This is a genomic window from Paracoccus beibuensis (genome assembly GCF_026162625.1).
GTDB lineage: Bacteria > Pseudomonadota > Alphaproteobacteria > Rhodobacterales > Rhodobacteraceae > Paracoccus > Paracoccus beibuensis.
Window position 1 is genome coordinate 32747 of record NZ_JAOTBD010000001.1, and the last position, 12695, is coordinate 45441.

Here is a 12695-nt window from a genome sequence, read left to right on the forward strand (position 1 = left end):
AGCCTTTCGGTTTGGCCCCACCATGCGCCGACTGCCCCGCCAAGGAAAAGGCCCTAGTTGCCCGCCGTGAAGGCCAGCATGACGGCGAAGACCGCAAGGGTCAGCACCAGTCCCACGAGGCCAAGGACGGCCAGGCCGAAATGGGCGACGGCGGCGACGGCCAGAACGACGGTCGCCAGCAGGGCGAGGACGAGCAGGTGAAGGACGGGGCGGCGATGCGCGATGGCGGTCATGGTCGGGGTCTCTTCCAGGTGGCGCGCGTTCGGCCGGACCCTAGCCCGGTTGCGGCTGCGGGACGATGCGGCACAGGAACGCAGTCAGGTCATCGGTGCGGTGGTGCACGTGCGGGCCGGGGTCGCCCTGCAGCGCGTCGGGGCCGTGGCGGCCGGATCCCACCAGCACCGTCCGCATGCCCAGGTCGTGGGGGACCTGCAGGTTGCGGGGGTCGTCTTCGAAGAAGGCGGCCTGGCGCGGGTCGATGCCGGCGGCGGCGATGACGCGGGCAAAGGCCTCGGCGGCGGGCTTGGGCTGAAAACCCGTCTCCTCGATGCCGTAGACGGCTTCGAAGAGGTTTTCAAGCCCGCGGGCCGCCAGGACGCGGCGGGCATAGGCCGCGTCGCCGTTCGTGTGGACGATCCGCCGCCCCGGCAGCGCGGCGATGGCCCGCGCCAGGTCGGGGGCGGGGTCAAGGACCGAAAAGTCGATGTCGTGCACATCGGCCAGGTAGGCCTGCGGGTCGATCGCATGTTCGGCCATCAGCCCCGCCAGTGTGGTCCCGTGCAGCCGCCAGTATTCGGCCCGCAGCCTGTTCGCGTGATCCTGCGGCACGTCCAGCAGGCGCATCATCCACGCCGTCATCCGCGTCTCGATCTGCGCGAAAAGCTGCGCCTCGGGCGGGTAGAGGGTGTTGTCCAGATCGAAGATCCAGATGCGCACATGTGAGAAATCCATGCCGGGGGCATAGCGCGCGCCGGGCGTGCTTGCAATTCGGCGCGGGCCGGCCAATCGTGTCGGCCATGAAGGACGCCTATTCCCTGATCCTGGCCGCCATCGAGGCCGGCACCTATCGCCCCGGCAGTCGGCTGGTCGAATCCGAGTTGGCCGAGCGGTTTGGCGTCAGCCGCACCCCCGTGCGCGAGGCGCTGCAGCGGCTGGAGACGCAGGCGATGCTGGTCCGCGACGGGCGCAGCCTGATCGTGGCGTCCCTGGACCACAACCAACTGGCCGAGCTTTACACCGTGCGGGCCGAGCTGGAGGCGCTGGCAGGTCGTCTGGCCGCGCGTCACGCAACGCCCGAGGAGGTGCGCGTCCTGGCGCAGATGGTCGAGGAGGACCGTCGCGCCAAGGGCGATCCGGAGATCCTGGCGCGGACGAACAAGCGGTTCCACCGGCAGATCCACCTGGCGTCCCACAACCGCTACCTGGTCCAGCAGCTGGATCTGGTGCATCGGACAATGGCGCTGATGGCGCGCACCTCTCTGGCGGCCGAGGGGCGCAGCGAGACGGCATTGGCCGAACATTCGCGGATCGTCGATGCCATCGCGGCGGGCGACGGGGCGGCGGCGGACAAGGCGCTGCGGCAGCACATCTCGATGGCGTGGGAGACCCGGCTGAAGCTGGAGGCGCAGGCGGGTGGCTGAGCACCGCCTGATCCTGACCGAGGACGATCTGGCCGAGGGCTGCGCCCATCTGGCGGCGGTCTGTCCGGTCTGGGCGCGGGTGCTGCCGGACCTGGGGCCGCTGCCCCTGCGTCGGCAGGCGGATGGATTTGCGGCGATGGCGCAGGCAATCGTCGGGCAGCAGGTCTCGGTCGCGGCGGCGGCGGCGATCTGGGCGCGGCTCGAGGCGGCGGGGCTGACGACCGAGGCGGCGCTGCGAGGGGCCGGCGACGATGATCTGCGCGCGGCGGGGCTGTCGCGACCCAAGGCCCGCTATCTGCGCGGCATCGCCGAGGCGCGGCTGGACTGGGAGGGGCTGCGCGATCTGCCTGACGATCAGGTCATCGCGCAGCTGGTCGCGCTGCCCGGCATCGGCGTCTGGACGGCCGAGATCTATCTGAAGTTCGCGCTTGGGCGGGTCGATGTCTTCGCGGCGGGCGATCTGGCGCTGCAGGAGGCCGCGCGAATCATGTACGATCTGCCGGCCCGTCCGGGACCGGCGGCATTGCGCGAGCTGGCGCTGCCGTGGCAACCGTGGCGTGCGGTTGCGGCGCGGGGGCTGTGGGCCTATCACCGGCGTGCCAAGGGACGCGAGGGAATTACATGACAGAACAGCTGACATCCGACCGAAAGGGGCCCGCAAAGGCGTCCTCGGTCGTCGTCCTGGTGCATGGCTATGGGGCTGACGGCAACGATCTGCTGGGCCTCGCAGAGCCGCTGGCGCCGCACATGCCCGAGACGGCCTTCTATGCGCCTGACGCGCCCGAGCCCTGCCGGAACAACCCGCTGGGATTCCAGTGGTTTCCGATCCCCTGGTTGGACGGATCCTCCGAGGCCGACGCCCGGTCCAGCGCGATGCAGTCATCCGATCTGCTGAACGCGTTCCTGGACCGCGTCCTGGCGGATGAGGGGCTGGCCCCTGACCGGATGGTGCTGGTCGGGTTCTCGCAGGGCACGATGATGGCGCTGGAGGTGGCGCCCCGGCGGGACCGGGCGGTGGCGGGGGTCGTGGGCTTTTCCGGCCGGCTGCTGGAGCCGCAGCTGCTGGAGGCCGAGGCGAAGGTCAAGCCGCCGGTGCTGCTGATCCATGGCGATCAGGACCAGATGGTGCCTTTCGAGGACATGGGGCTGGCGGGCGAGGCGCTGCAGGCGGCGGGGTTCATCGTCTATGGCCACGTGATGGAGGGGACCGGGCACGGTATTTCCCCTGACGGTCTGTCCGTGGCGCTGGCCTTCCTGCGAGAGCGTCTGGGCGCCTGATCGCCCGGCGCACGCTGCCGAGGCAGCGCGCGGATCTGCCGGCCCCGGAGAGGGCCGGCGGTGGCGGGGCCCCGCGGTCGTTCGGGGGCAGCGGCTTGTGCCGTCATGTGGCTGTCACCGCTGGTTGGTATCGGCAGGAGAGTCCCCGGACAGATGCGGGGGCTTGCCAGAAGGCCGACGCGATATATAGTCGGATCAACGGATGTGACGGGCGCCCCGGTCAACCCCAAGGGGCAGACGGGTAGGCGCTATGCTTGACGACCATCATCAGACGGACTTCAGGACACAGTTCGTGCGCGAGCCTGCGAACCTGCGCCACTATCCGGCGCTGGTCCTGAATGCGGATTACCGGCCGCTGAGCTACTATCCGCTGTCGCTTTGGCCCTGGCAGGAAGCTATCAAGGCGGTGTTCCTGGATCGGGTGTCGATCATTGCCGAATACGACCACGAGGTGCGAAGTCAGCGGCAGGCCTTCCGGATACCCTCGGTCGTCGTTCTCAAGGATTTTGTCAGACCCCAGAAGCGCGTGGCATTCACGCGCTTCAATCTTTTTCTGAGGGACGAGTTCTGCTGCCAATATTGCGGCGCAAAGGGCGACCTGACCTTCGACCACGTCGTGCCGCGGTCACGCGGCGGGGTGACCAGCTGGGAGAACGTGGTCGCGGCCTGTTCGCCGTGCAACCTGAAGAAGGCCAACCGCAGCCTGCGCCATTCGGGGATGCACCTGCGCAAGCCGGCGCGCCAGCCCTCGGCCGAGGAAATGCACGCGATCGGGCGGCGCTTTCCGCCGAACCACCTGCACGAAAGCTGGATGGATTTCCTTTACTGGGATGCCGAACTGGACAGCTGACGCGGGTTCCCGTCAGTGGTCGTGGCGGTCGCGCTGTCCCAGGTGCACCAGAAGCGCGCAGCTGAGCGCCAGAAGCAGGATCGTGACCACGGGCAGCCCCGCCGCCAGGCTGACCCAGAGCGTCAGCGCGGCGCCGACGACGACGGCGCAGATCAGCACCAGAAAATGGGTCAGAGGCATCGCTCACTCCTTTCGCTTGCCGCAACTATGGGGTTGGCAGCGGCACTTGGAAAGCCTGTCCAGACAATGCCCGACATTTGCCTGCGGTTCCTCGGGCGATTGCGCGCATTTGTCACAGCCCGCCGCGCCGGATCCGGAGCGCTTGACCCGGCGGCGGAGCGTTCCTAGATGGGGCTTTGAGGACGACCTCGGCCAGAATGGCACCATTGCCGGGACGACCCGGACGGATGAAGGAGGTTGTCGATGCCTTGGATCCTGCTGTCCTTGGCCGGTTTGCTGGAAGTTGTCTGGGCGGTTGCGATGAAGCAGTCGCAGGGGTTCACCCGGATGTGGCCGACCTTGATCATGATGGTCGGGATGATCGGGTCGTTCTGGCTGCTGGCGCTGGCGATGCGCAGCCTGCCGCTCGGGACGGCCTATACCGTCTGGACTGGGATCGGCGCGGTCGGCGGCTTTATGATCGGCATCGCGTTCCTGGGCGAGCCGATTACGCCGCTGCGGCTTCTGGCGGCGGGGCTGATCGTCGCCGGCATCCTGACGATGAAGCTGGCGTCCTGACCGCAGACCAGGCGATTGCGTCCCGCGACGGCCGGGGGCGCTGCGCCCCCCGGACCCCCCGCGCGTCGCTTTCGGGGTCCCTGACAGAAAACCACCGACAGCGTGTTGCGGGGGCAATTTCCTTTCGGCGCGGGTAGTGCTAAACGCAATGCCAGCCAAAGGAGATCAGCCATGCCCGCCTATCGCTCCCGCACAACCACCCACGGTCGCAACATGGCAGGCGCGCGCGGTCTGTGGCGCGCGACGGGCGTCAAGGACAGCGACTTCGGCAAGCCGATCATCGCCATCGTCAACAGCTTCACTCAGTTCGTGCCGGGCCATGTCCACCTGAAGGACCTGGGCCAGCTGGTCGCCCGGGAGGTCGAGGCGGCGGGCGGCATCGCCAAGGAATTCAATACCATCGCCGTCGACGACGGTATCGCCATGGGCCACGACGGGATGCTCTATTCGCTGCCCTCGCGCGAAATCATCGCCGATTCGGTCGAATACATGGTGAATGCCCATTGCGCCGACGCGATGGTCTGCATCAGCAATTGTGACAAGATCACGCCGGGCATGCTGATGGCATCGCTGCGGCTGAATATCCCCACCGTGTTCGTGTCGGGCGGCCCGATGGAGGCAGGCAAGGTCGTCCTGCAGGACGGCAAGGTGAAGGCGCTGGACCTGGTCGATGCCATGGTCGCGGCGGCCGATGATTCGGTCTCGGACGCCGATGTCGAGGCGATCGAGCGGTCGGCCTGCCCGACCTGCGGGTCCTGTTCGGGCATGTTCACGGCCAACTCGATGAACTGCCTGACCGAGGCCCTGGGCCTGTCGCTGCCGGGCAACGGCTCGACCCTGGCGACCCATGCCGACCGCAAGCGGCTGTTCGTCGAGGCGGGGCACCTGATCGTGGATCTGGCGCGGCGGTATTACGAGGGCGACGACACGTCGGTCCTGCCACGCAACGTGGCCAGCTTCGCGGCCTTCGAGAACGCGATGACGCTGGACATCGCCATGGGCGGGTCCACGAACACGGTGCTGCACCTGCTGGCCGCGGCGCATGAGGCGCAGATCGACTTCACCATGTCCGACATCGACCGGCTGTCGCGCAAGGTACCGGTCCTGTGCAAGGTCGCGCCCGCCAAGGCCGACGTCCATATGGAGGACGTGCACCGTGCCGGCGGCATCATGGCGATCCTAGGGCAGTTGGACCGGGCGGGGCTGCTGGATACCTCCGTGGGCAGCGTCCATTCCGGCACGCTGGCGCAGGCGCTGGACCGGTGGGACGTGTCGCGCACCGAGGCGGCGTCGGTCCATGATTTTTTCCGGGCCGCTCCGGGCGGGGTGCCGACGCAGACGGCCTTTTCGCAGGATCGCCGCTATGACGACGTGGATCTGGATCGCGCGACCGGGGTGATCCGCAGCGCCGAACATTCGTTCAGCAAGGACGGCGGCTTAGCGGTGCTTTACGGCAACCTTGCCGAGGACGGCTGCATCGTGAAGACGGCAGGCGTTGATGAATCGATCCTGACCTTTGAAGGTCCGGCCCATATCTTCGAAAGCCAGGACGACAGCGTCAGCGCCATCCTGACCGGCAAGGTGAAACCCGGAGAGGTCGTGCTGATCCGTTACGAAGGTCCGCGCGGCGGGCCCGGCATGCAGGAGATGCTGTACCCGACCAGCTATCTGAAATCGAAGGGGCTGGGCAAGGAATGCGCGCTGGTCACGGACGGGCGCTTCTCGGGCGGCTCGTCGGGGCTGTCGATCGGCCATGTCTCGCCCGAGGCGGCCGAGGGCGGCACCATCGGCCTGGTGGAACAGGGCGACCTGATCCGCATCGACATCCCCAACCGCAAGATCGAGCTGGTCGTGGACGACGCCACCCTGGCCGCCCGCCGCGAACAGCGCGAGGCGGAAGGCTGGAAGCCCGCCAAGCCGCGCCAGCGCAAGGTCTCGACCGCGCTGCGGGCCTATGCGGCCATGACCACCAGCGCCGCCAAGGGCGCGGTGCGCGTCATTCCCGACTGATCGGGCGTGACGCCGAAGGATCATCCCGCGCTTGGCATGGGCATCATGGCGCTGGCCATGCTGCTTCTGCCGATGGGTGACGCGATCACCAAGGCGCTGACCGCCGTCGCCCCGCCCTTCGAGGTGACGGTCTGGCGCGCCACCGCGCAGGCGCTGTGGTTCGTGCCCGTGGCGCTGATCCTGCGCCGCCGCTTGGGCGGGCCGCTGATGACGCGGGCGGCGGCGCTGTCGGGGGCCTGTCTGATCGGCGTGTCGTTCTGCCTGATTTCGGCCTTCCAGCAGATGCCGATCGCGACGGCCATCGCGATCTTCTTCCTTGAACCGCTGCTGCTGACCCTGCTGGCCGGGCCGCTGCTGGGCGAGGTTCCGGGCCCCCGCCGCCTGGCCGCGGTAGGAGTGGGCCTGATCGGCGCGCTGGTCGTGATCAGGCCGAACTTTGCCGTCTATGGGCCGGTGACGCTGATGCCGGTTCTTGCGGCGCTGCTTTATGCGATGAACGTCGTAGTCATGCGCAGCGCCACGCGTCGGCAGTCGGCGCTGAGCCTGCAGATCGGCGCGGCCGCCTGTGCCGCGATGCTGGGGCTGGCGGCGCTGACCGGGGCTTGGGTCATGGGCCGTGCGCCCGCCAGCCTGATGCAGGCGCCGGGTTGGGCGCAGTTCGCCATCATCGGCGCCGGTGCCTTGGCAGCGGTGACCTTCTTGGCGATTACGCAGGCCTTTTCACTGGCCGAGGCCAGCATGCTGGCCCCGCTGCAATACCTGGAGATCGTGGGCGCGACCCTGATCGGCTGGATGGCCTTCGGCGACCTGCCCGACCGCTGGACATGGCTCGGCACGGCGATCATCCTGTCGGCCGGGCTTTACGTCTGGCACCGGGAACGGCGCGCCTAGCCCAGGGGGCCGGGCCGGCGTTCCTCGGACAGCATCACGTTCGCCTCGACCTGACCGACGCCGGGCAGGGTCATGATCCGGCGGCGCAGGATGCGCTCGAAATCGCTGATGTCGCGGGCGGTGATCCGCAGGCGATAGTCGAACTGCCCCAGAACGTGCTGGACCAGTTGAACCTCGGGGATGGCGGTCACGGCACGCTCGAAATCCTCCAGCCCGGTGCGGCCCTTGGCGGCCAGCTTGATGCCCAGAAAGACGCTGACCCCAAAGCCAAGCGCGGCGTGGTCCAGCACCACCCGTCGCCCCGCGATCACGCCCTGGTCCGTCAGCCGCTTGATTCGACGCCAGGCGGCAGGCTGGCCGATGCCCACGGCGCGGCCGATCTCGGCGGCGCTGCGGGTCGCATCCTGCGCCAGCAGCCGCAGGATCGACAGGTCGGTGGTGTCGAGATCGGTCACAGCGCCAGCTCCTCGCTGTCCTTGATGCTGGCGACCAGCATCAGCGCGTCCAGTTCGGCGATATGGGGCAGGGTCAGGATGCGGTCGCGATAGACCTGCTGCCAATGCGCCATGTCCCGGGCGATGACCGAGGCGCGCCAGTCCACGCTGCCGAGGAAGCTCTGGATTTCGATCACCTCGGGGACCTGGCGCAGGGCGCCCAGGAACTCGTCGAAGGCGCGAGGGTCCGTCTTGTCCAGCGTGAAACGCAGCGACACCTCGACCGCCCAGCCCATCGCGCGCCAGTCGATGCGCGCCTGCACCCCCTTCAGCACGCCCGCCTCGCGCATCCGTTCCAGCCGCCGCCAAAGGCTAGCGGTGGTCACACCGGCGCGCTCGGCCAGCAGGCTGTTCGTTGCCCCCGGTTCGGCCAGAAGCTGACGAAGAATGCGGCGATCAGTGCTGTCCGACATGAATTTCATGCTGCAGCGGATAATGCGGAATGATCTTTTCGGCAAGGCCGCAGCTTCTGCGCAGAATGCATCGGGAAATCATCCGGGGCGGCGTACAACCGCCTCATCAAATCGAAAGGATGATCCTATGCGCGTTTACTATGATCGCGATTGCGACGTGAACCTGATCAAGGACAAGAAGGTCGCGATCCTCGGCTATGGCAGCCAAGGCCACGCTCATGCCCTGAACCTGCGCGACAGCGGCGCCAAGAACGTCGTCGTCGCCCTGCGCGAGGGCAGCGCTTCGGCCAAGAAGGCCGAGGGCGAAGGCCTGACGGTCATGGGCATCGCCGAGGCTGCCGCCTGGTGCGACGTGATCATGTTCACCATGCCGGACGAATTGCAGGCCGAGACCTACAAGAAATACGTCCACGACAACCTGCGCGAAGGCTCGGCGATCGCCTTTGCGCACGGCCTGAACGTGCACTTTGGCCTGATCGAGCCGAAGCCCGGTGTGGACGTCATCATGATGGCGCCCAAGGGCCCCGGCCACACGGTCCGCGGCGAATACGTCAAGGGCGGCGGCGTGCCCTGCCTGGTCGCGGTGCACCAGGACGCGTCGGGCAAGGCGATGGACATCGGCCTGTCCTATTGCTCGGCCATCGGCGGCGGCCGCTCGGGCATCATCGAGACCAACTTCCGCGAGGAATGCGAGACCGACCTCTTCGGCGAGCAGGCGGTCCTCTGCGGTGGCCTGGTCGAGCTGATCCGCATGGGCTTCGAGACGCTGGTCGAGGCGGGCTACGAGCCCGAGATGGCTTATTTCGAGTGCCTCCACGAGGTGAAGCTGATCGTCGACCTGATCTATGAAGGCGGCATCGCGAACATGAACTACTCGATCTCGAACACGGCCGAATATGGCGAATACGTGTCCGGCCCGCGCATCCTGCCCTATGACGAGACCAAGGCCCGCATGAAAGCCGTGCTGCGCGACATCCAGTCGGGCAAGTTCGTGCGCGACTTCATGCAGGAGAACTCCGTGGGCCAGCCCTCGTTCAAGGCGACCCGCCGCATCAACGACGAGCACCAGATCGAGCAGGTCGGCGCCAAGCTGCGCGAGATGATGCCCTGGATCTCCAAGGGCAAGATGGTCGATCGCGCCCGCAACTGATCGGCGAAACTGGAAGCGCCGGGGGCTGTCGGCCCCCGGCGCAATCGAACGAAGGTAGGTGATCCAAGGTCATCCTCCTTGCCCTGCCATCCCTTACAGCTTGTCCTGCGTGCGCGTCTGGAAGTCCGACGCGTCATGGCGTTCATGAAGCTGCTTGGACGGATCGCCGGATGTGGCATTGACCATGATCCCGCGCTGGACCGCTGGACGGGCCGCCACCTCGGCCTGCCAGCGGTGCAGGTTCTTGTAGCTCTCAGCGTCAAGGAAGGTCGCGGCGTCGCCATAGGCCCCGCCTGTGATCAGCCGTCCGTACCAAGGCCAGATCGCCATGTCGGCAATGGAATAGTCTTCGCCCGCGACGAAGCGCGTCTCGGCCAGGCGCTTGTCCAGCAGGTCCAGCTGGCGCTTGACCTCCATCGTGAAGCGGTCGATCGCGTATTCGATCTTGTTGGGCGCGTAGGCATAGAAATGCCCGAACCCGCCACCCAGATAGGGGCCCGCGCCCATCTGCCAGAACAGCCAGTTCAGCGTCTCGGTCCGCGCGGCGGGATCGGTCGGCAGGAAAGCCCCGAACTTTTCCGCCAGGTAGAGCAGGATCGAGCCCGATTCAAAGACGCGGCGCGGCGGACTGGTCGCGTGGTCCATCAGCGCCGGGATCTTGCTGTTCGGGTTCACGGCCACGAAGCCGCTGCCGAACTGGTCCCCTTCGCCGATGCGGATCAGCCAGGCATCATACTCCGCGTCATGACCGGCTTCGAGCAGCTCTTCGAGCATGATCGTCGCCTTCTGTCCGTTCGGCGTCGCCTGGGAATAAAGCTGCAGGGGGTGCTTGCCAACGGGCAGATCCCGATCGAATTGCGCACCGGCGGTCGGCTTGTTGATGCTGGCGAACTTGCCGCCGTTTTCCTTGTTCGGAGTCCAGACCTTGGGCGGAACGTAGTCGTTCATGAGGAGATCCTGTCATTGCCTTTCCTTCCAAGATGTGAACGCCCCTGCCGAACATCAACCCGAAAACGGGCTTTGCAGATGTTCCCTGTCCGTTCTAAAATGTCGCTATGCTTCCGCCCCGCAACCCCGACCAGCGCCTGAAGGCCCGTGGTGCCGACACCCGCCCCGAGGGCCGGTTCGAGGTCGAGCGCCGCGTCCGTGAAAGCGACGGCTGGGACATCCCCGAGGATGAGAGCCTGGTGCGTACCGTGGTGACGGCCGAGCGGCCTCGCAGCATCATCACCCGCAACACCTCGCCCGATATCGGCTTCGACCGGTCGATCAACCCCTATCGCGGCTGCGAACACGGGTGCATCTATTGCTATGCCCGGCCCAGCCACGCCTACCTGGGCCTCTCTCCCGGCCTGGATTTCGAAACGAAGATCACCGCCAAGCCCGACGCGCCGGAATTGCTGGCACGGGAACTGGCGCGCCCGTCCTATCGTCCGGCCCCCATCGCACTTGGGACCAACACCGACCCCTATCAGCCGGTCGAGGCGAAGCTGGCGATCATGCCCGGCATCCTGCGGGTGCTGCGGGACTGGAACCATCCGGTGACGCTGGTCACCCGAGGCTCGACCGTATTGCGGGACCTGGACCTTTGGGCCGAGATGGCGGCCCGGGACCAGGCGGCGGTCGGGGTCAGCGTGACGACGCTGGACGCCGACCTTGCCCGCCAGCTGGAGCCGAGGGCGCCCGCACCGTCCACCCGGCTGCGGATGATCCGCGATCTGGCACGTGCGGGCGTTCCCGTCCGCGTCATGGTCGCCCCGGTGATCCCCGTCCTGACCGAGCCCGAGATCGAGCGCATCCTGTCCGCCGCGGCCGAGGCTGGCGCCACCACCGCCAGCATGATCCCGCTGCGGTTGCCCTACGAGGTCGCGCCCCTTTTCCGCGACTGGCTGGAGCGGCACCGTCCGGGGATGGCCGCGCATGTCATGAACCGGGTGCAGGCGATGCGCGGCGGTCGCGACAACGACCCGCGCTTCGGCCACCGCTTCAAGGGCGAGGGGATCGAGGCGCAACTGGCGCTGCAGCGGTTCCGTCTGGCGCGCAAGCGGCTTGGCTACCGCGAGGGCAGCCCGGCGCTGGACTGCTCTCGCTTCGGGCCGCCGCCGCGCGCCGGCGACCAGCTGTCGCTGTTCTAGTGGCGAAGGCCGATGGTCAGCCCGTCGCCGCCGCCGGCGCTGCTGAAGGCGCCAAGCCGGGCGGTGATCTGGTCCAGTGACGGGCGCGGACCCTTGGGCCGCGTCTCCAGCGCCTCGCGCATGGCGCGCAGATGTTCGGGCATCGTCCCGCAGCAGCCGCCGATCACCCGCACGCCCATGTCACGGGCCAGACACGCATAGTCGGCCATCAGGTCAGGTGTGCCGTCATAGTGGATGTGGCCGTCCTGCAGGTGCGGAACGCCGGCATTGCCCTTGGCGATGATCGGCCGTTCGTTGCCCGAGGCCACGAAACCCGCGATGGTGCGTAAAAGGTCCGACACGCCCACGCCGCAATTGGCGCCATAGGCGACCGGCGGGTTTGGAAGACGCTCGACCGCGGCCGAAAGCTGCGGCGGCGTCGCGCCCATGATGGTGCGGCCGGCGGTGTCGAAGCTGAGACTGCCGCACCAGGCCATGCCGGTCAGGCGCGCGGCTTCGGCTGCGGCGCGCAGTTCCTCGACTGAGGACAGCGTCTCGACCCACAGGATGTCCGCGCCGCCATCGCGCAGCCCCTCGGCCTGTTCGTGGAACATCTCGACCGCGCGGGCATGGGTCAGGCCGCCGACGGGGGCCATGATCTCTCCGATCGGGCCGATGCTGCCGGCAACGACGACCGACCGGCCGGAACGGTCGGCCTCGTCGCGGCCGATTTCTGCGGCCAGACGGTTCAGTTCGGCCACGCGGTGGCTGGCGTCGTGCAGGCGCAGGCGGCTGGCGTTTGCGCTGAAGCTGTTGGTCAGGAACAGGTCGGACCCGGCCTCGATCGCGCTGCGATAGAGCACGGCGATGCGGTCGGGGTGGCTGGCGTTCCAGAGTTCCGGTGGCGTGCGTCCATCAAGGCCCATGTTGAACAGCGCGGTTCCGGTGGCCCCGTCCGCCAGGACGACGTCGCGCGTGGACAGCATCCGGCTTAGCGCGTCCGTCATGTTCACGTCCCTTTCAGCCGGGCGGATAGACCCGGCATCGGCGGTTCCAATCATCAGGTCCATGTCGTCTTCGCTGTCCCGGGATCTCGGTTTGCAGATGAACGAACGGA

At 67.5% G+C, this 12695-nt stretch carries 16 protein-coding genes; 9 read left to right on the forward strand and 7 right to left on the reverse strand.

Features of this window, described 5'->3' with window-relative positions; all coding sequences use genetic code 11:
• Window positions 1-53: 53 nt before the first annotated feature.
• Complete coding sequence (locus OC159_RS00175; protein WP_265499137.1) at window positions 54-233, reverse strand: hypothetical protein; 180 nt, start codon at window positions 231-233, stop codon at window positions 54-56.
• A 40-nt stretch (window positions 234-273) separates the two neighbouring features.
• Window positions 274-951: a pyrimidine 5'-nucleotidase gene (locus tag OC159_RS00180; protein WP_265499138.1), complete on the reverse strand. Its 678-nt coding sequence runs from the start codon at window positions 949-951 to the stop codon at window positions 274-276.
• Window positions 952-1016: 65 nt separating this feature from the next.
• On the opposite strand from OC159_RS00180, the gene OC159_RS00185 reads away from it, so the two are divergent.
• From OC159_RS00185 to OC159_RS00200, 4 genes are all read left to right on the forward strand, one after another.
• Window positions 1017-1640 carry a GntR family transcriptional regulator gene (locus OC159_RS00185; RefSeq protein WP_265499139.1) on the forward strand — a complete coding sequence of 208 codons (624 nt, stop codon included), beginning with the start codon at window positions 1017-1019 and terminating at the stop codon, window positions 1638-1640.
• Window positions 1633-2265 (forward strand): DNA-3-methyladenine glycosylase family protein, encoded by a 633-nt coding sequence (locus OC159_RS00190; RefSeq protein WP_265499140.1) that lies wholly within the window; start codon window positions 1633-1635, stop codon window positions 2263-2265. Before OC159_RS00185 ends, OC159_RS00190 begins: the two co-directional genes overlap by 8 nt.
• Entirely contained in the window at window positions 2262-2918 is a 657-nt protein-coding gene (locus OC159_RS00195) for an alpha/beta hydrolase (RefSeq protein WP_265499141.1), read from the forward strand. Before OC159_RS00190 ends, OC159_RS00195 begins: the two co-directional genes overlap by 4 nt.
• A 250-nt stretch (window positions 2919-3168) precedes the next feature.
• Window positions 3169-3768, forward strand: a complete 600-nt coding sequence (locus tag OC159_RS00200) for an HNH endonuclease (RefSeq protein ID WP_265499142.1) — start codon at window positions 3169-3171, stop codon at window positions 3766-3768.
• Window positions 3769-3780: 12 nt separating this feature from the next.
• Here OC159_RS00200 and OC159_RS00205 read toward each other — a convergent pair whose 3' ends face one another.
• Window positions 3781-3948, reverse strand: coding sequence for a hypothetical protein (locus OC159_RS00205; RefSeq protein ID WP_265499143.1), 168 nt, complete (start codon window positions 3946-3948; stop codon window positions 3781-3783).
• Between the two features lie 243 nt (window positions 3949-4191).
• Between OC159_RS00205 and OC159_RS00210 the strand changes: the two genes are divergently transcribed.
• From OC159_RS00210 to OC159_RS00220, 3 genes are all read left to right on the forward strand, one after another.
• Entirely contained in the window at window positions 4192-4506 is a 315-nt protein-coding gene (locus OC159_RS00210) for a DMT family transporter (protein ID WP_265499144.1), read from the forward strand.
• Between the two features lie 171 nt (window positions 4507-4677).
• Window positions 4678-6516: a dihydroxy-acid dehydratase gene (gene ilvD, locus OC159_RS00215; RefSeq protein ID WP_265499145.1), complete on the forward strand. Its 1839-nt coding sequence runs from the start codon at window positions 4678-4680 to the stop codon at window positions 6514-6516.
• A gap of 6 nt (window positions 6517-6522) precedes the next feature.
• Window positions 6523-7407, forward strand: coding sequence for a DMT family transporter (locus OC159_RS00220; RefSeq protein WP_265499146.1), 885 nt, complete (start codon window positions 6523-6525; stop codon window positions 7405-7407).
• Here OC159_RS00220 and OC159_RS00225 read toward each other — a convergent pair.
• Both OC159_RS00225 and OC159_RS00230 read right to left on the reverse strand, forming a co-directional pair.
• Complete coding sequence (locus OC159_RS00225; RefSeq protein ID WP_265499147.1) at window positions 7404-7862, reverse strand: Lrp/AsnC family transcriptional regulator; 459 nt, start codon at window positions 7860-7862, stop codon at window positions 7404-7406. The two genes, OC159_RS00220 and OC159_RS00225, sit on opposite strands and share 4 nt — an antisense overlap.
• Window positions 7859-8314, reverse strand: coding sequence for an Lrp/AsnC family transcriptional regulator (locus tag OC159_RS00230; protein ID WP_265499412.1), 456 nt, complete (start codon window positions 8312-8314; stop codon window positions 7859-7861). Before OC159_RS00230 ends, OC159_RS00225 begins: the two co-directional genes overlap by 4 nt.
• A gap of 127 nt (window positions 8315-8441) precedes the next feature.
• Between OC159_RS00230 and ilvC the strand changes: the two genes are divergently transcribed.
• Complete coding sequence (ilvC, locus tag OC159_RS00235; RefSeq protein WP_265499148.1) at window positions 8442-9464, forward strand: ketol-acid reductoisomerase; 1023 nt, start codon at window positions 8442-8444, stop codon at window positions 9462-9464.
• 93 nt (window positions 9465-9557) lie between these two features.
• Here ilvC and yghU read toward each other — a convergent pair whose 3' ends face one another.
• Window positions 9558-10412 (reverse strand): glutathione-dependent disulfide-bond oxidoreductase, encoded by an 855-nt coding sequence (yghU, locus tag OC159_RS00240; RefSeq protein WP_265499149.1) that lies wholly within the window; start codon window positions 10410-10412, stop codon window positions 9558-9560.
• 107 nt (window positions 10413-10519) lie between these two features.
• On the opposite strand from yghU, the gene OC159_RS00245 reads away from it, so the two are divergent.
• Window positions 10520-11599: a PA0069 family radical SAM protein gene (locus tag OC159_RS00245; RefSeq protein ID WP_265499150.1), complete on the forward strand. Its 1080-nt coding sequence runs from the start codon at window positions 10520-10522 to the stop codon at window positions 11597-11599.
• On the opposite strand, the gene bmt is transcribed toward OC159_RS00245, so the two are convergent.
• Window positions 11596-12585 carry a betaine--homocysteine S-methyltransferase gene (gene bmt, locus OC159_RS00250; RefSeq protein ID WP_265499413.1) on the reverse strand — a complete coding sequence of 330 codons (990 nt, stop codon included), beginning with the start codon at window positions 12583-12585 and terminating at the stop codon, window positions 11596-11598. The two genes, OC159_RS00245 and bmt, sit on opposite strands and share 4 nt — an antisense overlap.
• Window positions 12586-12695: the final 110 nt, after the last annotated feature.

Excerpts from the sequence above, each read along its gene's own strand:
- OC159_RS00175 (WP_265499137.1), bottom strand. The coding sequence starts at position 233 with ATGACCGCCATCGCGCATCGCCGCCCCGTCCTTCACCTGCTCGTCCTC.
- OC159_RS00180 (WP_265499138.1), bottom strand. The coding sequence starts at position 951 with ATGGATTTCTCACATGTGCGCATCTGGATCTTCGATCTGGACAACACC.
- OC159_RS00185 (WP_265499139.1), top strand. The coding sequence starts at position 1,017 with ATGAAGGACGCCTATTCCCTGATCCTGGCCGCCATCGAGGCCGGCACC.
- OC159_RS00195 (WP_265499141.1), top strand. The coding sequence starts at position 2,262 with ATGACAGAACAGCTGACATCCGACCGAAAGGGGCCCGCAAAGGCGTCC.
- OC159_RS00200 (WP_265499142.1), top strand. The coding sequence starts at position 3,169 with ATGCTTGACGACCATCATCAGACGGACTTCAGGACACAGTTCGTGCGC.
- OC159_RS00205 (WP_265499143.1), bottom strand. The coding sequence starts at position 3,948 with ATGCCTCTGACCCATTTTCTGGTGCTGATCTGCGCCGTCGTCGTCGGC.
- OC159_RS00210 (WP_265499144.1), top strand. The coding sequence starts at position 4,192 with ATGCCTTGGATCCTGCTGTCCTTGGCCGGTTTGCTGGAAGTTGTCTGG.
- ilvD (WP_265499145.1), top strand. The coding sequence starts at position 4,678 with ATGCCCGCCTATCGCTCCCGCACAACCACCCACGGTCGCAACATGGCA.
- OC159_RS00230 (WP_265499412.1), bottom strand. The coding sequence starts at position 8,314 with ATGTCGGACAGCACTGATCGCCGCATTCTTCGTCAGCTTCTGGCCGAA.
- ilvC (WP_265499148.1), top strand. The coding sequence starts at position 8,442 with ATGCGCGTTTACTATGATCGCGATTGCGACGTGAACCTGATCAAGGAC.
- yghU (WP_265499149.1), bottom strand. The coding sequence starts at position 10,412 with ATGAACGACTACGTTCCGCCCAAGGTCTGGACTCCGAACAAGGAAAAC.
- OC159_RS00245 (WP_265499150.1), top strand. The coding sequence starts at position 10,520 with ATGCTTCCGCCCCGCAACCCCGACCAGCGCCTGAAGGCCCGTGGTGCC.
- bmt (WP_265499413.1), bottom strand. The coding sequence starts at position 12,585 with ATGACGGACGCGCTAAGCCGGATGCTGTCCACGCGCGACGTCGTCCTG.